Raw genomic sequence first — 23,035 nt, 5'->3', positions numbered from 1 at the left:
CTTTTGAGCGCAATTCCCGGCCCTGAGCCGGGATCTTTTTTTCTGTCGTACGTCCTTCCTGCTTTTGGCGCTCTATGCTGAATCCCTGGCTATTTTTGCGTCTTCCCCTTGCGATGAAATCCTGTTCGATCAGCCGGTTATTGTGGTGATAAAGTGCTCATTCAGGTGGCTCACCCTTGTAGAAACGGGCGAAACCGTGTACTTTTTTGCCTTCGCAAGATTTGAATAACCAATCAATAGGAGCGTGTATGCGCATTGTTCTGTTGGGGGCTCCGGGCGCCGGCAAAGGTACCCAGGCTCAGTTCATCATGGAAAAACACGGTATTCCCCAGATCTCCACCGGCGACATGCTGCGTGCGGCGATCAAAGCGGGCACCGAGCTCGGTCTGAAAGCCAAAGCTGTGATGGACGCAGGTCAGCTGGTCTCTGACGACATCATCATCGGTCTGGTCAAAGAGCGCATCGCTCAGCCGGACTGCGCCAAAGGCTTCCTGTTGGACGGTTTCCCGCGCACCATTCCCCAGGCGCAAGCCATGAAGGACGCCGGTGTCGTGGTTGATTTCGTGCTGGAGTTCGATGTGCCGGACGAAGAGATCGTCAAGCGCATGAGCGGCCGTCGCGTTCACTCCGGCTCCGGCCGTACCTACCACGTGGTGTTCAACCCGCCGAAAGTGGAAGGCAAGGATGACGTGACCGGTGAAGATCTGGTGATCCGCGCCGACGACGAAGAGACCACAGTACGCAAGCGTCTGGATGTATATCATCAGCAGACCGCGCCGCTGATCGGTTTCTACGGCAAAGAGGCGGAAGCGGGCCACACCCGTTACGTCAAGATCGACGGCACCCAGCCGGTTGATCTGGTCAGCAAGCAGCTTGCCACCATTCTGGGCTGATCTTTGCTGCCGGCACTGTTTCCCGTGCCATCAGATAAATAAAGAGAAGGGCCCTGTCGGGCCCTTTTTGCATAATGACAGATAGACAGGAAGCCAACGTGACCACGAAAACCGGAATATTGCTGGTCAATCTGGGTACCCCAGCCGCACCGACCACCGCTGCCGTCAAAGCGTTCCTCAGCCAGTTCCTGCACGATCCCCGTGTGGTTGACCTGCCCCGTTACCTCTGGTGTCCGCTGCTCCACTTCATCATCTTGCCGACGCGCTCGCCCAAAGTGGCCAAGCTCTATAAGCAGGTGTGGACCGAGCAGGGCTCGCCGCTGATGGTGATAAGCCAACAGCAGCGCGCTGCGCTGGAGCAGGAGCTCAAGCGGGAGGGGGTCGAAGTGCCGGTGGAGCTGGCGATGACCTATGGTTCCCCGTCAGTGAATGATGGCTGGCAGGCGCTCAAGGCCAAAGGGGTCAACCGGGTGATCCTGTTGCCGCTCTATCCGCAATATTCGGTCAGTACCACCGCCTCGGTCTTCGATGCCTGGGGCAAGGCGATGAAGAGAGAACGCAATCTGCCGGTGGTACGGCTCATTCGTGATTATCACGCCCATCCCGAATACATTCAGGCGCTGGCCATGAGTGTGCGCCGTCACTGGGAGCAGCACGGTCAGGGTGATCACCTGCTGATGTCGTTCCACGGTATTCCAGAGCGCTACGAGAACGAAGGGGACCCCTATGGTCACCAGTGTCGCCATACCGCCAGCTTGCTGGCCGAGGCGCTCGGGCTGGAGGCCGGGCAGTGGACGGCCAGTTTCCAGTCCCGCTTCGGCAAGGAGGAGTGGCTCAAGCCCTACACAGACGTGACCATCGCCGGTATGCCTGCAGCGGGCATCAAGCGGCTCGATGTAATTTGTCCTGCCTTTGCCGCCGACTGCCTCGAAACCCTCGAGGAAATTCAGGTACAGAACCGGGAGATCTTCATGGAGGCCGGTGGCGAGCGGTTTGAATATATTCCGGCCCTCAACAGCGATCAGGCCCATATCAGGATGATGGTCTCGCTCATCTGCCGCGAATTGGCATGAGTGACCGACAGTCAGTCAAACAAGGAGTCGAGTCATGGTACATATCACGCTGATATACGCAGGCCTGCTTGGGCTGCTGTTTCTGGGGCTCTCTTTCTGGGTGGTCAGACGCCGCGCCCAGTTCGGGGTGATGATAGGGCAGGGGGAAGCCCCCGAGCTGCTGGCGGCGATCCGGGCCCACGGTAATTTTGCCGAGTATGTGCCGCTGACCCTGCTGCTGATGGCGCTGTGCGAGCTCTCCGGTGCCGGTGCGCTCTGGCTGCATGCCGGTGGCGCCATGCTACTGGTTGGCCGCATCCTGCATGCCATCGGCATCCAGATCCCCAAAGCCCCCAATGTGCCCCGTTTTCTGGGCACCTTGCTGTTCTGGCTCGCCCTCGGCCTCTTCTCGCTGCTGGCTCTGTTGCAGGGCATGGCGGCCGCCTGAAAACAGGCGCTTTGTATGCTATTGAACCACCTCGGGCGGGGTGGTTTTTTTATGGTGAAAAGGCAAACGTTTTTCCTTGCGGGCCTTGTCTATACTGACTCCATTATTTAAACAGGGCGACTTTTCGGGGCGGCGGATTGTGTTAAAATCCCGCCCCTCTTTCCCCCAGAGCACAGAACATTGCCATGAAATTTCCCGGTCAGCGCAAGTCCAAACACTACTTCCCTGTCGACAGACGCGATCCCCTGGTGCCGCAAAATCCCCTGTTAACCGAGCTGGGCAAAGCCTACGTGGTCGGGATTGATCAGACCCTGGTTGATATCGAAGCCCATGTGGATGAAGACTTTCTGACCCGTTATGGTCTGAGCAAGGGGCACTCCGTCGTCATCAATGACGACGTGGCAGAACGGATTTATGACGAGCTCAAGGCCAACAACATGGTGGTGAGCGAGTTTGCCGGTGGCACCATTGGCAACACGGTACACAACTACTCGGTACTGGCCGATTCCCACTCCATCCTGTTGGGTGTGATGAGTCAAGATATTCGCATCGGCTGCTACGCCTACCGTTATCTGTGCAACACCTCTTCCCGCGTCAATCTGGACTATCTGCAGCCGGTTGATGGCCCCATAGGCCGTTGCTTCACCTTCATTACCGAGTGCGGCGAGCGCAGCTTCGGCATCAACGCCGGCAAGATGAACCAGTTGGATGTGCAGCACATTCCGGAGGATGTGATCAAGGGGGCGTCTGCACTGGTGATCACCGCCTATCTGGTGCGTGGTGACGATGGTGATCCGATGAAAGAGGCGGCCATGACTGCTGTGCGTTATGCCCGTGAGGCCGGTATTCCCGTGGTGCTGACCCTGGGCACCCGTTTCGTCATCGACGAAAACCCCCAGTGGTGGCGCGACTTCATTGCCGAGAACGTGACTGTGCTGGCGATGAACGAAGACGAAGGTGAAGCCCTGACCGGTATCGCAGATCCGCTCGGTGCGGCCGACAAGGCGCTCGACTGGGCCGACATGGTGCTCTGTACTGCTGGCCCCATCGGCCTCTATATGGCGAGCTACACCGACGAGGACTACAAGCGCGAGACCACTCATACCCTGTTGCCGGGCGTTATCCCCGAGTTCAACATGTATGAGTTCAGCCGCCCGATGGCCCGTGCCAAGTGCCGCAAACCGGCCCGTATCTACTCCCACATCTCCCCGTACATGGGTGGCCCGGAGAAGATCAAGAACACCAACGGGGCAGGGGATGGCGCCCTTTCCGCCGTGCTGCACGACATGGTGGCCAACTCCTATCACCGGATGAATGTGCCCAACTCCGCCAAGCACATCTCCGAGTTCCTGACTTACTCCTCACTGGCTCAGGTGTGCAAATACGCCAACCGCGTCAGCTACGAGGTGTTGGCCCAGAGCAGTCCCCGTCTCTCCCGCGGTTTGCCGGAGAAAGAGGACAGCCTTGAAGAGGTTTACTGGGAGCGTTGATCTCCTAATCTGCAAGGCGCCTCCATCGGGAGGCGTTTTTGCAGGCAAATATGAGTTATCCCGGCTTTTTTCCCGGAATAACCCCAATATGCTTGAGTCCATGTCACTTTTGCGACACCATTTGGCCATCGTATTGTCGCCCGACAATACCGCAGCACCCGAAAGAAAGAGAGAATCCCATGAGCATGCTTAACGACAACCTTGACGCCAATTTCCAACTGTTTATCGAACAAGTCCGCGAGTCGGGTCAGGTGTGGGGTCTGCGCTATGGGGAAGACTGGGTCGTCTGCCGCTCCGCCGAATTTGAAGATGCCGACGTGATGCCGCTCTGGTCTGCCGAAGAGGACGCCCGTCTGCACTGTGTTGACGAGTGGGCCGATTACGAGCCGGAAGTGATCGATCTGGAAGAGTTTCTCGATATCTGGATCAACGATCTGGATGAAGACGATGTACTGGTCGGCCCGAACTGGAACGCCGATCTGGAAGGCCAGGAGCTCGAACCGATCGAGCTGGCCAAGGCACTGGTTGAACTGGACGCCTGAAAGCGCCTCCATTGATGGCCTGAACGCACAGACCATCGGGACTAAGACCGACATCCGTGAGGGTGCCGGTCTTTTTTATGGTCGAATGGTCCGATTGATGAGTTAAAAGCCGATTTGCCTTTGCACCTGTCAGGGGGATGGTCCATCATCAACCTTTTGCCAAGGGAGGAGCGCCATGTTTGTATTCGACGTAACGGGAGCTGCGGGTGAGAAGGCCAGCATTCGGGTGCAGGCGCTGGATTGGGCGCAAGCCGGACCTGTGACCTTCCAGTGCGATGATGATCAGCTGGCGGTCGTGCTCCTGAGCGGTTGTCGTTGCGATGCTGTGGGCTTTTTCAATCTGTTGGCGGGGTGCAAACCGCTCTATATCGAGCAGTGGCTCAGCTATCTGCAGGAGAGTGGTCGCATTGGCAAGTGGAGTCACCAGACCGAGAGTCCCGCCGATGGTGACTATCTGGCCAGAGCCGGTCTGGAGCACGATGAGCTCAATACCCTGCTTGGCCAGGTCTATCAGGTGGCGGGGTTCAACCGGTTGCAGATCAACCGTTACCTCAAAAACCGCCACAATCCTACTACACTGGCGACCCGTTACGATCAGAAGGAGTTGGAGCGTTACCGCCAGCTCAATGACATCATTCTGACCCTGTTGAAGCTGAAGCATCCTCAGTAAAGAGCCCCAGCTGGCTGATATCCGGTCGCAGCGGTTGCGGCCGGGCGATCAGATAGCCCTGCAAGCCATCCACGTACATCCCCTGCAGCAGCTGTTTCTGGCCAAGCTGTTCCACCCCCTCAGCAATCACCTGACATCCCATCCGATGTGATACATCGACGATCATCCGCACAAACTGCTGGTTGGTCTGATCCTGCTCCAGTCCGGTAATAAGGGCAGGGTCCAGCTTGATGTAGTCGGGCTTGAGCTCGCGAAACAGGGTAAAGGAGCCGATCCCCTTGCCAAAATTGGCGATGGCCGAGCGACTGCCGTTGCGGCGCAGCAGTTCAAATACCCGTTTGGCACCTGTCAAGTTGCGTTCCAGATGCTCTTCATCCAGCTCGAACACCAGATTGGCGCTGGTATTGGGATCTTTGAGCAACTGGCGGTCAAGCCAGATCAGGAAGGCGCTGTTTTGCAGCAGGTTGGGGGAGAGATTGACTCCCCAGCGACTCTGATTGGCACCAAAAGCCCGGTATTGACGCATTATATGAACAATCACCAGTTGCTCCAGCCGCATCACCATATCGAGCCGCTGGGCCATGGCAAACAGGGTGTCGGTGGGCAGGGCGGTACCATCGCCGCCGCTGAAACGGGTGTAGATTTCGTTGTAGGCCAGCATGCTGCGGTGCAGGGGCTGGATTGGCTGATAGGTGAAGCTGAGGCGCTCCTGTGCCAGCACTTCAGTCAGCACCTCGCGCCAGTGATGCTGTCCCTGCATATCGGAGACGTTGTCATCCTGCTGGATGGCCCAGCCATTGATGGTTTCGGTCTGGGCGCGTGCCAGCGCCAAATCCGCCCTGGCCAGCACGGCCTCGATTTTCTGGCCGCTGCTGAGCTTGGTCAACCCCGAGTAACCGGTGCTCTCCAGCTCGTGTTGAGCCTGATAGTGATCGAAAGCCACTTTCAAATCCTGTCCCAGCAGATGGGGGGGAATATTGGCCACCGGTTGCACCAGTACGGCGAAATCAGCCCCCGAAATGCGATAGACCTGATTGCCCGGGAAGCGGCTCACCACCCGCTTGATAAGGGCCGCCATGTCCTTGATGTAGGCATCACCAGACTGGAAGCCGCGCTGGGCGTTGATCTTGCCAAGCTCGGTGGCGCGGATCAGCACCAGACTTGCTGTCTGGGTGTCCTGATCCCGCTGCAGCAACTCGGTCATGTCGCGGCGAAAGGCGTGGCGGTTGAGTAGTTGAGTCAGCTCGTCGGTGGTGGCCAGATTGCTCAGTTCGGTCAGCTGACGATGGGCACTCTGTTCGGCACTCTCGAACTGCTCCAGCAGCTGTTGCAGCACTTCCCGGGAGGCGGGCTCATCAAGCAGTGAGGGATCCCGGCTCCTGATGGCCTTGACCCAGGTGAGCTCCTGATGCTGGACCATGCCGTCCATGGTGCGCATGGCCAGCATTAACAACAGGATCATGCCGAGCAGTGTGGTGGCCAGAATAACTGTCAGAGTGAGCGGTGTGCTCTGAAGGGCCAACCAAACTGCTTGCAGGAGCAGCAGGGGTATGGTCACTATGGTGGCGATCATGAAGAGGGGGCGTCCAAGCTTGTGAACCATCTTTTTATCCTTGAAGTGGCTGCTTTATGAGGGAATTTTAACCAAGCTTGCGGTGCAAAGCATGCTATTCCTCGCAACTCGGTGAAAAGGGTCAATTGAGATCGGTTAAATGTGAGTGAAACCACTTTCACAGGTGCCGAAACAGGCGAAGATGAGTTGAAAATAGATCAAACAAGGCAGAGGTAAATCATGTTGTTAGAGCCCGAAAATAGTGCCAAAGCACGACAATTATTGAACCAGAGTATGGCACTGGTGCTGGCGGGTGGACGTGGTAGTCGCCTGAAGCAGTTGACTGACAACCGCGCCAAGCCTGCCGTCCATTTCGGTGGCAAATTCCGGATCATTGATTTTGTGCTCTCCAACTGTATCAACTCGGGGATCCGCCGGGTTGGTGTAGTCACCCAATACAAATCTCACAGCCTGCTGCGTCACCTGCAATCGGGCTGGTCCTTCCTGCGTTACCAGATGAACGAATTCATCGACCTGCTCCCTGCCCAGCAACGGGTGGACGAGGTGCACTGGTATCGCGGTACCGCCGATGCCATCTATCAGAACGTCGATATCATCCGTGACTACGGCCCCAAATACCTGGTGGTGCTGGCGGGGGATCACATCTACAAGATGGATTACGCTGCCATGCTGCTCGACCATGTGCGCCTTGGCGCCAAGGTGACTGTGGCTTGTATCGAGGTGCCGCGGGCCGAGGCATCGGCCTTCGGGATCATGGATATCGACGAGCAGCGCAAGATCCGCGCCTTCGTCGAAAAACCGGCCAATCCGCCCGCCATGCCGGGTTGTGAAGATCGCTCGCTGGCCTCCATGGGGATCTATATCTTCGAGGCGGAGTACCTATACCAACTGCTGGAGGAGGATATTCACAATCAGGACTCCAAACACGACTTCGGGATGGACGTGATCCCCCGCATCGTGGAGGAGGGGATGGCATTTGCTCACCCCTTCAACATGTCCTGTGTCGGGGCGCGCGAGGGGCAAAAGCCCTATTGGCGTGACGTGGGTACGCTGGACTCCTTCTGGGAAGCGAACATGGATCTCGCCTCCGTGCTGCCCGAGCTCGATATCTACGATCAGAACTGGCCCATCTGGACCAGCCAGACCCTGACGCCACCGGCCAAGTTTGTGCAGGATCGCAATGGTCAGCATGGCATGACCATCAACTCCATGTTCTCGGGCGGTACCATCGTCAGCGGGTCGTTTGTGCTCAACTCGGTGCTCTTTACCAATGTGCGGGTGCACTCCTTCTGCACTCTGGATCAGGCCATCATCTTCCCCGGGGTCGAGATTGGCGCCGGTTGTCGTCTGCGCCGGGTGGTGGTGGACAAGGGATGTGTGCTGCCCGATGGGCTGGTGGTGGGCGAGAATGCCGATGAGGATAGCCGCCGCTTCTACCGCTCCGAGCAGGGGATTGTGCTGGTGACCAAGGAGATGCTGGACAAGCTGGTTTGAGGAAGGCCCTTGAAATTGTGTCAGACGCTGTAATGCAAAGGGAGCCAATTTGGCTCCCTTTTTCATGCTGGTAAATGGCGAGGATTATTCGCTAACCACCGCTTTGGCGGCCATCACCATGGCGGTGCCGTGCTTGCCACCGGCGGCGGTCACTTGCGGTACGCCATCTTCGTCGGTGTCGCTGCCGGCACCTTCGATGATGTTCTCGCCGGAGTCGCCGATCCACTCGGCCATCTGCATGCCACCGTTGACGGTGCCACGGAACCAGCTGACGTACTGACCGGTCAGCTTGGCCAGCTCCAACTCGGGCGCCTTCTCGGCCCCTTCGTTGCGCAGGTTCAGCATGGCTGAGCGCAGGGCGCCGGAGATGGCAGCCTGGGTCCAGGGAGTGTATTCACCCTGCTTGCCAGCCAGCCAGGTGCCCGCCTTGGCATTGAAGTAGGCCTTGTCGGCAGCGATAAACAGCTCGCGGGCGGCAGTGCGGTAATTGGCATCGGAGGTAGCGAGGAAGGCGGCCGTCAGACCACGGATGGCGGCGAACTGCGCATCGATGGAGTGGCCGGCATCGAGCTTGCCACCTAGCGTGATGCCGTCATGCACCAGACCATTTTTGCCCTTGAGGTTGGCAAGGATGAAATCGGCCTGTTTGCGGATCAAGTCGAGCGCCTGTTGACCCTGCCTGGTCTTGAGGTTCAGCTCGCCATTGTAACCGGCGGCGTAACCGACCGGCAGCGCATCCTGAGCGCGCTGGAAGATCTGCAGGGCGACCAGTGCGTAAGCTGCGTCAAAGGTGGTGACGTGCTTGCCCTGTTTGCCTGCCTGCCAGCTGTCGACCAGGGTGCCAGCCTTGGCATCAAAGTGCAGGGCGGCCAGGTTCTTGAAGGTGAGATTGGAGAGATTGATCGCCAGCGAGAAGGCATCGCTGCCCGCGACCGCTTTGCCCAGGTCATTGGCCTTGTTGGCAGCCGGTGCGGCGGCAAACGGCGCGCCGTCAAACACGGCGTGGAAGGCCGGGTTCTGGTTGGTGTTGGCGCTGCGCTGATCGCTGAAGGCATAGAACTCGGAGAGCGGCCACAGCATCATCCAGGCATCGCGCAGCTGGGCGGAACCATCCACCACCTCCAGCTTGCCGATGGCACCGGCATCGTTGTTGCTGGTTTCGGTCACTTTCACCTGATGGGGGAAGTAAATCACGCCCTTGGCCGGATCGTACTGCGGGGTGATCTTGGCGCCCAGTTGCTTGCCGTCGAAGCCAAGCTGGTTCTGCATGATGGCCAGCTTGTCGATGGATTGTTCGGTCAGCATCATGCCGTTGAAGCCATCGGCGGCAGAGACGCCCAGCTTGTGCTTGCCATCCTGATCCATGGTGGCGGAGGCGGCTTCTACCTCTTCATCGGTCTCGGCCACGTGCATGCCGCCGAGGAAGTCCTGGGACCACATCACCTCTTTGAGCAGGATGCCGCCCACCGCTGCGGGCACCAGTAGGTTGTCGCTGCCGCTCCAGCGCAGGGTGCTGTAGTCGCGGAAGTAGGCGGGCACCTGGGTCTTGACGGTTTTCTCGGTCCCTTTGGCGGTCTTGATGGTGATCTGGTCGCCATTGACCGGGGTGGCGTTGACGGCCTGGGCAAACTCCGGATTGGCGGATGCGTAGGGCAGGGAGAGGGGATACATGCCCTGCGGCACTTCATCAGCCGGGAAGCCAACGGCGTCGGCCATGGCCAGCACCCGTTGCCCCAGAGAGGCCATGGTGCCGCCACGGGCCAGGTTTTGCGGCCCGTTCACCAGATGCGGGCCCATGCCGGATTGGTAGTTGAGGGCGTACATCGCCTCTTCGGAGTATTCGTAGGATTCGATGCCGGCAGCGAAGTCGAACGGGGTCGGCTCATCGGCACGGTTGGCATCCAGCACGTCCAGATCCAGCCCCAGCGCTTCGGCCAGCGGCTCACCGGAGAGCTCGAATTCGGTATAGGCCAGCATGTTGGCGGCGGTATTGAATGTCTTGTCTTCGACTTTGACGGCAGCCTGTGCGGCGCTGCTGAGGAGTGCGCAGGCGATTGCCTGAACCAGTACGGTTTTTCTCATGTCCCTTCTCACCATTGGTTTTATTATTGACGCTTCTCATGACGAATCTAAATGAGAATGGTCTGCATTATGCTGTGTTGAGGGGAACTTGAGAAGTAAAAAACCGCCCCATTCGGCTGCACGTTAAACCGGATGTGCGCTGTCGAATAGGACGGTTATCTGTTGAGCGCGCTGAAAGTGCCGGTGCGGCGGGAATCAGAGCAGCTTGAACGGGATGACCAGACGGCCCGGCTCTACCTTGAGGGCTTCGACCTTCTCCTTGATCCTGGCTTCGTTCTTGCGGCTGCTGTCGAGGCGATAGACCGGCGTCTGCGACAGGAACAGGGAAAGGGACTGATTGAAGGTGGGCAGCAGTGGGGTGAGGGCAGCCCCGATATCGGCCGGCTCGGTCTTGACCGAGATCAGCTCAAGGTCGCGCAGATAGATGGCGCCTTGATCGGCCACATAGTCCGGGCGTGCGCTCAGGGCAAAGCGGATCTTCATCTGCTGGCTGCCAAGGGGGCTGCTCACCTGCAGGTCGCCAGCGGCGTCCAGCTCGATGCGATCTGCTTGTTTGCGGCCGATACGGCTCTGCATCTCATCCAGACGGATCTTGCTCGACATGATGCCGGGGATCCCCAGCTGTTTTTCAAAAGAGACCTGATCTTTGAGGTACTGGTTGATTTCGGCCTCGCTGACGTTGTATTGGGTCAGGGAGCAGGCCCCCAGCAGCAAGGCGAGGGGGAGTAACAACAGCTGTTTCAACATGATGGATTCCGCTTGGGCAACTATGATGGCGCTATCTTACGCGATAACGGGCGTGGAATGAGAGCTTCATACCGTGGGAAATCACGGAGTTGCTGCATTCCCGATTGTTTTTTTGCAACCGCCGGGTTCATCATCGACGAGTGAGCGGAATAGGGCTGAGCTGTTGGCTGCGGGCGCAGGTCTACGCCTGAGCAGAGAGAGAACAGAGAGCGAGAAGAGCACAGAGAACGAGGAGAGCGTAATGGTTCGGATGGGCAAGGTTGGCCGCAGGGCGCTGCTGTGGCTTGGCTGCATGATGGGACTCTGGAGCCCATCGCTGTGGGCCGAGGTGAAAGTGATCCCGGTCTTCGAGGCGCAGGCGGCGGTGCAGACCCTCAAGGAGATCTATCCCCAGCTTGGGGTCAGCGCCATGGGGAATCAGCTGGTGCTGAGCGGGACGCCAGCCCAGCTGCAGGAGGCCGAAGCCACGCTGGCGCAGATCAGCCAGCCACCGCAAAGCCTGCTTATCGAGTGGCGGGTCGATGGTGCCGCCAGCGGTCAGCAACTGGGGGGCTCAATCAGTCGCGACGAGGCCAAGCGGCAGTGGTTGCTCGATGGCAACTCCCAGCAGTACCAGCGCAGCCAAAACGACAGCTGGCAGGTGCGCGGGCTTTCGGGCCGTCCCGTGCTGCTGCAGATGGGCTCCTATCAGCCGGTGACTTTCTACCAATGGAACGGGGGCGCCGTGGTGGGGATGATGCCGTTGGTGAACGGCCTCTATGCCACGGCCACCTTGATTGGCGATCGGGTGCAGATTGCGCTGAGCAGCGAACAGGCGAGGCTGGATCAGGGCACCATCAATCGTGGGCAGAGTGCCACTGAGGTGAGCGGGGCCCCGGGCCAGTGGCTGACGGTGGGAGAGCTTTCGACCAGCTCAGCGGATCAGGGGAGTAGCCTCGGCACCCAGCTACAGGGCGGGCGAGGTAGCCAGAGCGAGCGCCAGACCCTGCAGATCCGGGTCACCCGCCAATAAGCAATGTAGTGGTCTAATCATCCCGGACACCATTTTAGGTGGTACAGTCGCCACCATGACCTGAGGTGTTCAATGACAAGATTACGTCGCTCATTTACTGCCGAATTCAAACTCGAAGCCGCATCCCTGGTGCTCGACCAGGGGTATTCTGTTCCCGAAGCAAGCCGTTCACTGGATGTCGGTGAAACTGTGCTTCGTCGCTGGGTTCAGCAGCTTCAATCCGAACGCAGTGGCACAACCCCAATCAGCAAAGCGCTAACTCCTGAGCAGCAGAAAATCCAGGAGCTGGAAGCCCGTATCAACCGACTCGAACGTGAAAAGGTCATTCTAAAAAAGCTACTGCTCTCTTGATGTCGGACGACTTCACACGTACGCGCTGATAGACCGATTAAGGGAGCAAGCCCCCATCACCCTGGTCTGCTGCGCTTTCGATGTTCCAACATCCTGTTTTTACGACTATCTGGCTCGCAGGCGGACGATTAACCGTGAGCGCATGCAGCATCGCTGTGAGTTGCGCCGTTTGTTCAAAGTGAGCCGGAACTCGGCAGGCAGCCGTGCCTTGATGTCGATGATGCGGGAGTTGGGGTATCAGATTGGTCGATTCAAAGTACGTAACCTGATGAAGGAAGCCGGTCTGGTATCCAAGCAACCGGGCGCTCATCGCTATCAGGTCGCTCGGTCTGAACGACCGGACATTCCCAATCTGCTGGCCCGAGAATTTGATGTCCAGCAACCCAATCAGGTGTGGGGTGGCGATATCACCTACGTCTGGGCAGGTGGTCGTTGGTATTACCTGGCAGCGGTGCTTGACCTGTACACCCGGCGGGTCGTGGGCTGGGCGATGTCTGATAAACCTGATGCAGAATTGGCAATCAAAGCACTGGAGATGGCCTATCAGCAGCGGGGTTGCCCATCCGGTGTGCTGTTTCACTCCGACCAGGGCAGCCGATATGGCAGCAGGGCATTTCGGCAACGACTGTGGCGCTATCGCATGACCCAGAGTATGAGTCGGCGTGGAAACTGCTGGGATAACGCCCCGATGGAACGGTTGTTCAGAAGCCTGAAGTCAGAGTGGCTCCCGGCTATGGGATATATGAGCTTGCGAGAAGCGAAACGAGATATCAGTTATTACTTGATGGATTACTACAACTGGCGGCGTCCACATCAATACAATAACGGGATACCGCCAGCAAAAGCCGAGGTTCGGCCTAACCAAGAGTCTGGATTTAGTTGACCACTACATTATGACCTGAATTGAGGCTATTGGCGGCGACGTGTCGTCAAGTCACCAGGCTTTCACTATCACCTATTGCAGTACCGGCACAGCTGGTGCTGCAAGTCGTGAAGGTCTATCCCGGTAGCATGGGGGGCTACCAGTTTGGTTCATAACTCCAGCTCGATTATGGGGATCTCCCAACGTTCGCTGCGCATCTTGGGTTGATACTCTTCTTTCTCCTGTTCTTTACGTCGTTCCACCAGAGCAATCACTCGGGCTTCACGGATGCTATTCATGTCGAATTTCCAGGTCTCTTCGCCGAACAGGGAGAGGCGAGCTATTTCGTGATTCTGGTGATACACATGAAGCTTGTTGTTTTTATCGGGAGCGATACGCACGGCATCGCCAACCTTTATCTGACTGAGCAGGCGGTGGATACGATGAGTCTCGCTACTGCGTCCGGCATAGCCCAGCACCAGTTGCGACATACCCATCATGGCGAAACGACGTTGTCTGTCCGGTCGGGTTGCGTTAGGTCTCTGCACGTAGCAGTGGGAGGCGATCAGTGGAATATGGGGATTACGTTGATCGTGGCGAGCCATGAGAACCAGTCTGTCGATGGCGCGAGTCATCCCCACATAGAAGAGGCGCCGCTCCTCTTCCTGGTTGCCGGACGATAGTTCGGCAGAGCGTTGCCAACCGCCATCGAGAAGTAGTACATGGCGATACTCCTCTCCCTTTACCCCATGCACCGTGCTTAGCAGCACTCCTTTGCCAAAGCGGATCTGGCGTCTCTGTTCGCTCAGATATTCGTAGAGGAACATCAGGAAGTGGTGGGCAGAAAGAGCGTGCTCTCCCTGGCTGGCTTGCCATTGAGCAATCAGATCGTGCAGTAGCTCCTCCCAACGGTTGGCCAGTGAGAGTGGAGGGAGAGGGGCTGCAAGTTGCTCCGCTGTCAGCAGGGCATGACCTTGCTGTTGTAGCCAATTCTGATAGCGCAAGATTTCACGGCAGCGATGCACAGGAAAACCGTTCTCTTTATCCAGAGTAAAACGACAGGGAATATCAGCATCTGCCAGTGCCGAGCGTACCCATGCCAGTTCCTCCTTCTCCAGCCCATTACGGGCCAGCACGGCGATAGATTCCAGCGGGCAAGTGGGAGTCTTCTCACGGATAAGCGCGATATGTCTCACGACCTCGGCTGCCTGTTGGGCTGCATCCTGGCACTGCTGGATGATGACGAGACCCTGTGCTGTCTCCATCCCCTCCCAGTGCCCCCCAGCCACTTCCATCTTGCGCCTGTCGTCGATCTCGATGGGATGTGTACGCTTCATGCGATCCTGATTGTGCTCAATCAGGCGGTTGGAGGTCTCGATGATGTGGGCGGTGGAACGATAGTTCCAGGTCAGGAAGTGAGTCTGGGCGTTGTAGTCTTGCTCAAAGCGGCGAATAAAGCTGACGTTCGCGTCGCGGAAGGCGTAGATAGACTGGTCGTCATCACCCACCGCCATCAGGTGCAGGCGCGCTTCTTCATCCTCTTCGCTTTTTCCAACCAGTGCAGCGATAAGCTGGTACTGTTGTTCATCAATGTCCTGATACTCGTCGACGAGCAGAAATTGCAGTCCACCGAGCAGCTTTTCCCGCTGCTCTTCCAATTCGAGACCAAGCTGGTTCTGCTCTCCCCGGAGCAGCTTGATTGCGTCATCAATGATGGTGGTAAAGTCGATATCGTCTGATGTCCGATTTTGCACCGCATTGCCCGTCAGACTCATTGCGAGACCGTGAAAGGTGAATACCGAGACCCGTGCTCCGTCACGCCCCAGCAACTCGGTCAGGCGTCGGCGCAGGGACATCGCCGCATTATGGTTGTAACAGAGCAACATGATCCGCGATGGGGAGATCTGCTTGACCCGCATCAGATAGGCGCAGCGGTGGATAATCACCTTGCTCTTGCCTGACCCCGGCCCTGCCAGTACCAGCAAGTTTTGCTCGGGCGGTGCTTGGACGATCTGTTCCTGGGAACGGTTGTGAAGATCTTCGACGATGCGCTTCCAGGAGTGTTCGCTGGTCGCCAGCTCCAGGATTTTGTTGCGCCCTTTGAAGTAGTGACCGAGGAACTTGTCAGCTTCCATGGAGAAGTAGTCTGTCACCAGCTTTTTGGCTTTCTTGAAGTGTTCCAGGCTGATGCGGGCGTATTCATTCATCACATGGATCTGAATCACCTTCTGGCGATAGTGATGCTCAAGCGGCTGATAGTCTGCCTTGTTGTATTGTTGCTGCCGCTCAGCGGTCAGCGTGAGGGTCATAGCGCTTCGGAACACGGCAAGGCCATTTTGCAGCACGATGGCGTGTTGCTCATGCAGGTAGAGCAGTGCCCGCTCTGCCCCTTTGAGCAACCACTCCTGCTGGCTGCTTGCCTCCCGCTTGTTCATGAGCTGAGCCACATCCATGTCTTCTCGCAGGTATTTGACCAGTTGCTCCAGGGCAAATGACAGCATCACCTGGCGCTGGACACTCTCTTCGCTGCTTGCCAACAGGGTGTAGAGAAAATCGAGGGTGGCGCCAGTGACGCGATGGCGTTGATCAATTGTCTGCTCAATCTGGGACCAGGTTCGGTTGAAGGTGAGTTGGTAAAGATCCCGAGAGAGATATTTGACATCAATGGAGCCTTTCTCGCCCCCCGAGCGACCATCCTGGGCCCAGCTGGTCAGCAAATTGCGCAGCAAGCCAGGGTTACACCGCTCATGCCCCAGATCTTTGATGGCCTGATTGACCAGTCGAATGTTAAAGATCAGCCCTTGCCCTGTATCAGGTTCGGGTTCTTTTTCACGCAAGGTGTCCAGCATCGCCTTTTCAATGCTGTGTACTTGCCCGTAGAGCACGCGGGCATTGTCTCTTCCTTTGGGGCGAAGCCAGGTAGTCAGTAACATCCCCTGAGAGAGAAGGCCGACATCTGCCATCTGGGTGAGTACCCGCATCACTTCGCTGGCCTGAACACCACTACCCTTGTCTGCCATGTATTGGCCTGCCTCTTCGGCGATGGTATCGGCACTGAGGCCATCATCGTCGGCAGCACTCATCAGCGCCTGGATAACCGCTTGCCATATGGCTTTGGCCTTGGGGGCCAGTTTCAGACTCTCTACCCTTTTCATCGCCTCCTCGGTGGAGGCAAACAGGGGACGACCCTGAAATACCTGAGTGATGTTGTCGCTACGTTCCAGATAGCCCGCTCGTTCGAGCCAGGCAATAGCTGTCTTGACTTTGGTATCCGCATTGCTGTCATCGGCAGCGAAGCTGGTTTCTACCTCTGGCTGGTTGATGAGCTCTGCACTGGTGGCGACCAGTGGCGAGTTGTTATCCTGCTTGCCTCCTTTGCTGGCCCTGAGCCTTATTCCGCGCAGAATCTGTTTGATATCGCGCAGGCTGACTTCACTCATGGCCTCGAGCTGAAACTGTTTCTCGATATCTTGTTCATCAAACAGCAATACGCAGTGGGCTTGTGCTGTATCGCGGCCAGCTCGTCCCGCTTCCTGTAGATAGTTTTCGAGGGAGCCGGGGATATCGGCATGGATCACCAAACGCACATCATCCTTGTCGATCCCCATCCCGAAGGCGTTGGTCGCGCAGATGACCCGGATCTCGCCATTGATAAATTGTTCGAGAGTCGCTTTTTTCTGTGCACTGTCCATTCGGGCGTAAAAGCGCGAGACAGGGAGGGATTGTTGCTGACCGAGGAAATCGGCCAGCTCGTCCACGCTGCGCTTGGTTGCGCAGTAGATAACGCAGGAACCGGGCTTTTCCTCACCGAAGAACTGCTCGAGCAGGTTAAGGATATGGCCCTGTTTATTGAGACCGGGACACTCAACGACGGCATATTCTAGGTTGGTACGTTCAACCCCGCCTTCCAGTCTGAGAAGAGGTCTGGGTTGTTTATCGAGAAACTGGGCGCAAATATCCTCAATCACATCCGGTTTGGCGGTCGCGGTATAGCAGAAGACAGGAGGCATGGGGACCTGCTGTTCCTTGGCAATTGTGGCGATGGCCTTGGCGCAGTAGAGATAGTCAGGGCGAAAATCATGTCCCCATTTCGACAGGCAGTGCGCTTCGTCAAATACCCAGCCACCGATTTGACGTTGTCGTATTGCTTGTTTGACTGTGCGGTTGCGCAACTGCTCGGGGGAGATATAGAGCAAGGCGATATCCCCCATGCGGATCTGTTCAAGAATCGCGCCTCGCTCTGGTAGCGTCAGCAGCCCCGAGATAGCGGCAACACCTTCAATACCGGCCTTGTGTTTAAGGTTATCCACTTGATCTTTCATCAGAGCCTGCAGAGGGGATATCACGACCGTGAGAGCACCGCTTCGCTGGTTACGCACCAGTGCCGGGAGTTGGTAGCAAAGCGACTTGCCGCCGCTGGTTGGGAGTATGCCGAGCAATGCGACGCCAGCCATGGCTTCCTCGATCAAGGCCTTCTGCAATGGTGTCCCATCAGGCAAGTTGCGGAAGTTGTCGAGCTCGAAAATTCGCTGCAGATGGCGGCGTGCGTCGTGGTTCTCCTGACAATAGCTGCAGTCAGCATGACCGCAGTGACGTTCACGAACTGTGTGAATGATCTCTGCAGTCTGGGGGAAGCTGCGCCAAATCCAGGGGGGCAATACGGAGTTCCCGCCGGACACGGGCAACCAGGCGCAGGCATAAGCCAATGGTAACAACAGCATGGGTTGACGCAGGGCATCACCAATCACTCGGTTGAGCTGATTGGGGCACGCTTTCTCATGGGCAATGCTCTTGATGAGAGTGGGTAGCTCCGAGACCCGCACTGGCGGGCGGCCTGTCAGTCTGGCAAACACCAGTGACAGACCCTGAGTGTTAAATTGCGCCATGACTCCCTGGTCGAACAGATATTGATAAAGCTGCAATTGGGACAGGGGTAAGGCTTGTAGTGCTATCAGCTGTTCCGAGAAAATCTGCAATGCGAGCCTTGCATCCGCGACCGGATCATTGAGGGTATCTCGAACCAGTTTGTAATCCTTGACCAAGCGGTGATAGGGGTTTTTGGGAAAGGCAAGGGGAGATAGATAGAGGGTATCTATTACCGGCTTTTCGAGAAGTAACTGAGGGCGTACAGCCTGTTTGGCCAACCAGGGGAGATCAAAATCGAGAATATTGTGACCAAGGATCACATCCGCCCCTTGTGCCAGCGCATTTAACTCCTTGAGTGCGAGATCCTGCGGGCCTTTGAGATTGAGTTCACGACCAGCCAGGAGCGCCCCCAGATGACGGAGTTTTTCGTCCCGGGTCAGTTCAAGGTCAAAGGAAAGAATCTTGTCATCCCCAAACAGGGTCACGACATCAGTCGAGTTCATTAATAGCCATCTCCATCTGGCGTTGACCTCTCATGGCGATAATAAGTGCCAAGAGATCAGTGAGTTGGCCGAATATTACCCGAAATGTTGAATGGTGGCATCATTCAGAGCCCTCTGGCCGCGGTTCTTTTGGCGGACACCCGGTTTTGTAAATGCCGCTGCCCGATTAATCGTTCATGTTGGGAAAGTGTCGTTCTGGCCATGGCCAACTAACTGATCTTGTGAGATTATTTTACTTCCTTTTCCGTTTGGAACGCATTGTGTCCCTCGACTACTACCAGTGCCATGCCACCGAATTGGCGACTCGTTACCAACAGGTATCTGCGCGCGCCGTTCACGGCGACTGGCTCACTCTGCTGGAGCCTTGGCTTTTGGCTGCACCGCGCAGGGTGCTTGATGTGGGGGCTGGCAGTGGTCGGGATGCTGCGTTTTTAGCCGAGCTCCATCAGGGCAACACTGTGGTTGCTGCCGAGCCCTGTCAGGCACTTGCTCTACAGGGGCAATGTCATACCCGTGAGGCAGCGGTGGCGTGGGTCAATGACGCTATGCCTGCTCTCTCTCGCGTGACCGGTACTTTTAATCTGATTTTGCTCAGTGCTGTCTGGATGCATCTACCCCCGGAGTCTCGACCCTTGGCTCTGGCACGTCTTCATGAGCTGCTCTCACCAGACGGCTATCTGGTACTGAGTCTTCGCCTGACTGTGTCGGAGCTGGAGATGCGGGAGCGAGCCATGTATCCGGTAGCTGTCGATGAAGTGGAGCGGCTTGCATTGGAGGGGGGGATGACACTGCTCCATGTGTCAGAACCACAGGGGGATGCCTTGGCGCGTAGCGGCTTGAGTTGGCAGAGTCTGATCCTTGGGGGCGAACATGCACGCTTCCCCTGAGCAGCAACTCTCTTTTATTGCCTATCTGCAGCGCATCTTTACCGAAGGCGACTTTGTTGCCACTTACAAGTGCGCCTTGCTTCACGGGATTGCAGATATCGCAATTGAGCGCAGTACCGAGACCCATGAGCTGATGGCGGCGCGCACTATTACGCTGGACGAACTGGCCACCAAGTTTGTGGATCTCTATTGGCAGCACAGTCTGCCCTACTCGGCGACGGAAGAAACGGCCACCTTGCTCAAACAGAGCAGCGGTCGTCAGGCCATCATGCTGACGGAGTTGTCCCGGCTGCGTGAAGAGGGGGTCCGCTCGGTAACTGCACTGCGTCGTCACGACGCCTGGCTGCCTCTTCTTGCCCGAGTTCGGCGCATCCTTGTTGAGGGACCCTTGTGGCGTCTGCAGATCCTGGGTGGGCGAGAGGAGTGCCACCTCTATCCGCACCAAAGGGGCGCGGATCATATCTGCCTTAACCCCGGCATTCTCTACTGTCTCCACCGCTTTTACGATCTGGTGGTCTCCCTCTCCCGACAGCATTGGTTACAGCTTATCTGCGACATCAAGGGTAATCAGCCACTGATTGGCCCCAGTGTGGGGTTGGAGAATTTTCTATTTGGTTCAAGCCGTCAGGCGCTGGGGCGAGTAGGAGAGGTATTGAGGGACTTGCAGGGGGGAACCTGTTTTTACTGTAACAAGGCGATACAAGGGAGTGGTGAGGTAGACCATTTCATCCCCTGGCGTCGTTATCCAATCGATTTGGGCCACAACTTCGTACTGGCACACGCCAACTGTAATCGGAGCAAACGGGATTTTCTTGCCGCGCCCGAGCATAGGGATGCCTGGTACGAGCAGAATATCCTGACCCATGGGGCGTACCTCACGGACGAGCTGGCCCCTCTGGTGAGCGTCGATGCCGAGCGTTCTACTGCCATCGCTACTTGGGCCTATCAGCAAGCACTCCGTGAACATGCTCGGTTGTGGCGTGGTCTTGACCTGTTTGTGGACGTGACAGCCCCCAGTGTGGGGATGAGTAATCCAGGCTTCTCTAGACTCTTCTGAGGCAGATACGAAAAAGCCCAGCCAAAAGGCTGGGCTTTAGAATTTGGCTCCCTCGACAGGACTTGAACCTGTGACATACGGATTAACAGTCCGCCGTTCTACCGACTGAACTACGAGGGAATTGGCTCCTCCTACTGGACTTGAACCAGTGACATACGGATTAACAGTCCGCCGTTCTACCGACTGAACTAAGGAGGAATTGCCTGTCTCGTTAAGACGGGGCGAATATTAATGACCAGGGCGGCGGGTGTCAACCCGCGAATTTCTCGAAAACCGGATTTTCGGATTGTTTGCCCAAAAGTTGCGCTTTGCGGTTTATTTTCAGCACAATCAGTCCCTTGCCATCGCTCCCCCCAACCGGCGCAGGGGGCATTGGTTCGGTTCGCATCAACCTGATGATGACAGCATGATGTCGCGAACGTGCTGGTAACCAGGTGAGGCTCAAATGGTAATCTTTGTGGCTAAAAGGGGGAGAGCTGGAGTCAAGATCGGCGATTTGGCGGTAAATGGGCCAAATCATGGGGCAGAGTGCTTTTCATTGATCCTGCCCATCGAAAAAATGGCCCGTCTGGAGTAAGGTTACGCAGGATACCATCGCCGCGTCGACAGCCCTGCCGGCCCTTGATGATGATCGGGCGCCGGATCTCTCCGGCCTTTATCTCCCTCTTCTGGTATTACGATATACATGCACAAGCAAGCCTCTTTAAATAGCGTGAAGCTCGCCATAGCCTTACGCCAGTCCTGTATTGATGAACCCTACAGCATGGCCCGCTTCGGCCGTGACCTTATCGCCGGTGTGACGGTGGGCATCATCGCCATCCCGCTCGCCATGGCACTGGCCATCGCCAGCGGTGTACCGCCGCAACACGGTCTCTATACCGCCATCATCGCCGGTATCGTGATCGCCGTGACCGGTGGCTCCCGTTACTCCATCTCCGGCCCGACCGCTGCCTTTGTAGTGATCCTCTATCCGGTTGCCCAGCAGTTCGGGGTTGGCGGTCTGTTGATGGCGACGCTCATCTCAGGCCTCTTTCTGGTGGCGATGGGGATGGCCCGTCTTGGCCGCCTTATCGAGTACATTCCTCCGTCAGTGACGCTGGGCTTTACCGGTGGTATCGCCATCGTGATCGCCACCTTGCAGATCAAGGACTTCTTTGGACTGAGCGTGCCCGAGATGCCGGAAACCTATCTGGGCAAGGTCGAAGCGCTGGCCGCCGCCCTGCCAAGCTGGCAGTGGGGCGATACCCTGGTGGGGGTCGCAACACTGGCCGTGCTGCTGCTCTGGCCACGCCTGCGTCTGCCGGTGCCCGGCCACTTGCCCGCGGTGCTGGTCGGGGTAGGTCTGGGTTTTGGCCTCCATTACTTTGGGGTGGATGTGGCCACTATCGGCAGCAAGTTCAGCTATACCCTGGCCGATGGCACCCAGGGGATGGGGATCCCGCCCATCGCGCCGACCCTGGTGATGCCCTGGGCCTTGCCCGGACCTGATGGCTTGCCAGTTGAATGGAACCTGGCGGCTGTTGAGCGGCTGCTGCCTGCCGCCTTCTCCATGGCGATGCTGGGGGCGATCGAATCGCTGCTCTGCGCCGTGGTGCTTGATGGGATGACAGGTCGCAAGCACAGCTCCAACGCCGAGCTGGTGGGGCAGGGGCTTGGCAACATCTTCGCCCCCTTCTTTGGCGGCATTACCGCTACCGCCGCCATCGCTCGCTCTGCCGCCAACGTGCGTGCAGGCGCTACGTCCCCCGTCTCGGGGATCGTCCATGCGCTGGTGGTGCTGGCCGCCATTCTGGTGCTGGCCCCCTGGCTTTCCTGGTTGCCGCTCTCGGCCATGGCTGCCTTGCTGCTCATCGTGGCCTGGAACATGAGTGAAGCGCACAAGGTGGTGGAGCTGATCCGTCGCGCGCCCAAATCCGATGTGCTGGTGCTGCTGGTCTGCCTGTCGCTCACCGTCATTTTCGACATGGTCATCGCCATCACTTTCGGGGTGATCCTGGCGTCCCTGCTCTTTATGCGCGAAATCGCCAAGATGACCAAACTGCACGATTTGGCCGAGCACAAGCGCTATGCCCATGAGGTGCCGAACAATGGCCTGCTCTACAAGATCAACGGCCCGCTCTTCTTCGCAGCGGCCGAACGGGTCTTTGCCGAGCTGGAATCACAAGTGAAAGGGCACAAGGTGCTGGTGTTGCAGATGGAGGCGGTTTCCATCCTCGATGCGGGCGGCCTGTCTGCCTTCCTCCACTTTGGCAAGCAGATGGCTAAAGCCGGTGTCGAGTTGCGGGTGGCCGAGTTGCAGTTCCAACCGCTCAAGACCCTGGCCCGTGCCAAGGTGCGGCCGCAGCCCGGCAAGCTGGAATTCTACGGCTCGCTGGAAGAGGCGCTCAAAGGTGAACATTTGCACGAAGCGGCAGTAAATTGATTGAAAGGGATACGAAACGACATATTTTTGGTCACTTGGTTCGGATATTGAGCAAACGAACGCAAAAAGTAAAAAATTGCATTG

Annotated in this window: 16 protein-coding genes and 2 tRNA genes; 12 read left to right on the top strand and 6 right to left on the bottom strand. The window is 57.4% G+C overall.

Annotated elements, in window-relative coordinates; all coding sequences use genetic code 11:
• Positions 1-248: 248 nt before the first annotated feature.
• The 6 genes from adk to ACTG2G_RS01885 all read left to right on the top strand — a co-directional run bounded on the left by adk (position 249) and on the right by ACTG2G_RS01885 (position 5,095).
• On the top strand, positions 249-893 hold the full coding sequence (adk, locus tag ACTG2G_RS01910; protein ID WP_005337083.1) for an adenylate kinase: 645 nt from the start codon (positions 249-251) through the stop codon (positions 891-893).
• A gap of 98 nt (positions 894-991) precedes the next feature.
• On the top strand, positions 992-1,966 hold the full coding sequence (gene hemH / locus ACTG2G_RS01905; protein ID WP_168797110.1) for a ferrochelatase: 975 nt from the start codon (positions 992-994) through the stop codon (positions 1,964-1,966).
• Between the two features lie 34 nt (positions 1,967-2,000).
• On the top strand, positions 2,001-2,393 hold the full coding sequence (locus ACTG2G_RS01900; RefSeq protein ID WP_064338136.1) for an MAPEG family protein: 393 nt from the start codon (positions 2,001-2,003) through the stop codon (positions 2,391-2,393).
• A gap of 185 nt (positions 2,394-2,578) precedes the next feature.
• A complete protein-coding gene (locus tag ACTG2G_RS01895) occupies positions 2,579-3,883 on the top strand; it encodes an inosine/guanosine kinase (RefSeq protein ID WP_005337079.1) in 1,305 nt (434 codons plus the stop codon).
• Between the two features lie 179 nt (positions 3,884-4,062).
• The gene (locus ACTG2G_RS01890; RefSeq protein ID WP_005337077.1) at positions 4,063-4,425 is read left to right on the top strand and encodes a DUF2750 domain-containing protein; all 363 of its coding nucleotides are present in this window, start codon (positions 4,063-4,065) and stop codon (positions 4,423-4,425) included.
• Positions 4,426-4,600: 175 nt separating this feature from the next.
• On the top strand, positions 4,601-5,095 hold the full coding sequence (locus ACTG2G_RS01885; RefSeq protein WP_042055706.1) for a hypothetical protein: 495 nt from the start codon (positions 4,601-4,603) through the stop codon (positions 5,093-5,095).
• Here ACTG2G_RS01885 and ACTG2G_RS01880 read toward each other — a convergent pair.
• Complete coding sequence (locus ACTG2G_RS01880; RefSeq protein ID WP_421387759.1) at positions 5,058-6,698, bottom strand: EAL domain-containing protein; 1,641 nt, start codon at positions 6,696-6,698, stop codon at positions 5,058-5,060. The genes ACTG2G_RS01885 and ACTG2G_RS01880 overlap by 38 nt on opposite strands.
• Before the next feature lie 189 nt (positions 6,699-6,887).
• Between ACTG2G_RS01880 and glgC the strand changes: the two genes are divergently transcribed.
• Positions 6,888-8,162 carry a glucose-1-phosphate adenylyltransferase gene (gene glgC, locus ACTG2G_RS01875; RefSeq protein WP_005337070.1) on the top strand — a complete coding sequence of 425 codons (1,275 nt, stop codon included), beginning with the start codon at positions 6,888-6,890 and terminating at the stop codon, positions 8,160-8,162.
• An 84-nt stretch (positions 8,163-8,246) separates the two neighbouring features.
• On the opposite strand, the gene ACTG2G_RS01870 is transcribed toward glgC, so the two are convergent.
• The gene (locus ACTG2G_RS01870) at positions 8,247-10,244 is read right to left on the bottom strand and encodes a hypothetical protein (RefSeq protein ID WP_439985112.1); all 1,998 of its coding nucleotides are present in this window, start codon (positions 10,242-10,244) and stop codon (positions 8,247-8,249) included.
• A gap of 195 nt (positions 10,245-10,439) precedes the next feature.
• A complete protein-coding gene (locus ACTG2G_RS01865; RefSeq protein WP_136501231.1) occupies positions 10,440-10,991 on the bottom strand; it encodes a lipoprotein in 552 nt (183 codons plus the stop codon).
• Between the two features lie 292 nt (positions 10,992-11,283).
• On the opposite strand from ACTG2G_RS01865, the gene ACTG2G_RS01860 reads away from it, so the two are divergent.
• A complete protein-coding gene (locus tag ACTG2G_RS01860; RefSeq protein WP_407060756.1) occupies positions 11,284-12,003 on the top strand; it encodes a hypothetical protein in 720 nt (239 codons plus the stop codon).
• 72 nt (positions 12,004-12,075) lie between these two features.
• A protein-coding gene (locus tag ACTG2G_RS01855; RefSeq protein WP_421387753.1) for an IS3 family transposase occupies positions 12,076-13,237 on the top strand; the annotation gives its coding sequence in 2 pieces (ribosomal slippage) (positions 12,076-12,341 and positions 12,340-13,237; 1,164 coding nt in all).
• Between the two features lie 149 nt (positions 13,238-13,386).
• Here ACTG2G_RS01855 and ACTG2G_RS01850 read toward each other — a convergent pair.
• Positions 13,387-18,585, bottom strand: a complete 5,199-nt coding sequence (locus ACTG2G_RS01850; RefSeq protein ID WP_429204308.1) for a RecQ family ATP-dependent DNA helicase — start codon at positions 18,583-18,585, stop codon at positions 13,387-13,389.
• Positions 18,586-18,845: 260 nt separating this feature from the next.
• Between ACTG2G_RS01850 and ACTG2G_RS01845 the strand changes: the two genes are divergently transcribed.
• Entirely contained in the window at positions 18,846-19,472 is a 627-nt protein-coding gene (locus tag ACTG2G_RS01845; RefSeq protein WP_421387749.1) for a class I SAM-dependent methyltransferase, read from the top strand.
• Positions 19,456-20,529 carry an HNH endonuclease gene (locus ACTG2G_RS01840; RefSeq protein WP_439985110.1) on the top strand — a complete coding sequence of 358 codons (1,074 nt, stop codon included), beginning with the start codon at positions 19,456-19,458 and terminating at the stop codon, positions 20,527-20,529. The genes ACTG2G_RS01845 and ACTG2G_RS01840 overlap by 17 nt, the downstream gene beginning before the upstream one ends.
• 44 nt (positions 20,530-20,573) lie before the next feature.
• On the opposite strand, the gene ACTG2G_RS01835 is transcribed toward ACTG2G_RS01840, so the two are convergent.
• Both ACTG2G_RS01835 and ACTG2G_RS01830 read right to left on the bottom strand, forming a co-directional pair.
• A tRNA-Asn gene (locus tag ACTG2G_RS01835) sits at positions 20,574-20,649 on the bottom strand.
• Between the two features lie 2 nt (positions 20,650-20,651).
• Positions 20,652-20,727: transfer RNA gene (locus ACTG2G_RS01830), tRNA-Asn, on the bottom strand.
• A 487-nt stretch (positions 20,728-21,214) separates the two neighbouring features.
• Between ACTG2G_RS01830 and dauA the strand changes: the two genes are divergently transcribed.
• Complete coding sequence (gene dauA / locus ACTG2G_RS01825; RefSeq protein ID WP_139739904.1) at positions 21,215-22,951, top strand: C4-dicarboxylic acid transporter DauA; 1,737 nt, start codon at positions 21,215-21,217, stop codon at positions 22,949-22,951.
• Positions 22,952-23,035: the final 84 nt, after the last annotated feature.

This window comes from Aeromonas sp. 55A (genome assembly GCF_051919665.1).
Taxonomy (GTDB): Bacteria; Pseudomonadota; Gammaproteobacteria; order Enterobacterales; family Aeromonadaceae; genus Aeromonas; species Aeromonas veronii.
Note: the sequence above shows the minus strand (reverse complement) of the source record. Positions and strands in the feature narration are given on the sequence as shown.

What these genes read in the sequence shown, in the direction of transcription:
- adk (WP_005337083.1), top strand. Translation starts at nt 249, where the DNA reads ATGCGCATTGTTCTGTTGGGGGCTCCGGGCGCCGGCAAAGGTACCCAG.
- ACTG2G_RS01900 (WP_064338136.1), top strand. Translation starts at nt 2,001, where the DNA reads ATGGTACATATCACGCTGATATACGCAGGCCTGCTTGGGCTGCTGTTT.
- ACTG2G_RS01895 (WP_005337079.1), top strand. Translation starts at nt 2,579, where the DNA reads ATGAAATTTCCCGGTCAGCGCAAGTCCAAACACTACTTCCCTGTCGAC.
- ACTG2G_RS01890 (WP_005337077.1), top strand. Translation starts at nt 4,063, where the DNA reads ATGAGCATGCTTAACGACAACCTTGACGCCAATTTCCAACTGTTTATC.
- ACTG2G_RS01885 (WP_042055706.1), top strand. Translation starts at nt 4,601, where the DNA reads ATGTTTGTATTCGACGTAACGGGAGCTGCGGGTGAGAAGGCCAGCATT.
- ACTG2G_RS01880 (WP_421387759.1), bottom strand. Translation starts at nt 6,698, where the DNA reads ATGGTTCACAAGCTTGGACGCCCCCTCTTCATGATCGCCACCATAGTG.
- glgC (WP_005337070.1), top strand. Translation starts at nt 6,888, where the DNA reads ATGTTGTTAGAGCCCGAAAATAGTGCCAAAGCACGACAATTATTGAAC.
- ACTG2G_RS01870 (WP_439985112.1), bottom strand. Translation starts at nt 10,244, where the DNA reads ATGAGAAAAACCGTACTGGTTCAGGCAATCGCCTGCGCACTCCTCAGC.
- ACTG2G_RS01865 (WP_136501231.1), bottom strand. Translation starts at nt 10,991, where the DNA reads ATGTTGAAACAGCTGTTGTTACTCCCCCTCGCCTTGCTGCTGGGGGCC.
- ACTG2G_RS01860 (WP_407060756.1), top strand. Translation starts at nt 11,284, where the DNA reads ATGATGGGACTCTGGAGCCCATCGCTGTGGGCCGAGGTGAAAGTGATC.
- ACTG2G_RS01850 (WP_429204308.1), bottom strand. Translation starts at nt 18,585, where the DNA reads ATGAACTCGACTGATGTCGTGACCCTGTTTGGGGATGACAAGATTCTT.
- ACTG2G_RS01840 (WP_439985110.1), top strand. Translation starts at nt 19,456, where the DNA reads ATGCACGCTTCCCCTGAGCAGCAACTCTCTTTTATTGCCTATCTGCAG.
- dauA (WP_139739904.1), top strand. Translation starts at nt 21,215, where the DNA reads ATGCACAAGCAAGCCTCTTTAAATAGCGTGAAGCTCGCCATAGCCTTA.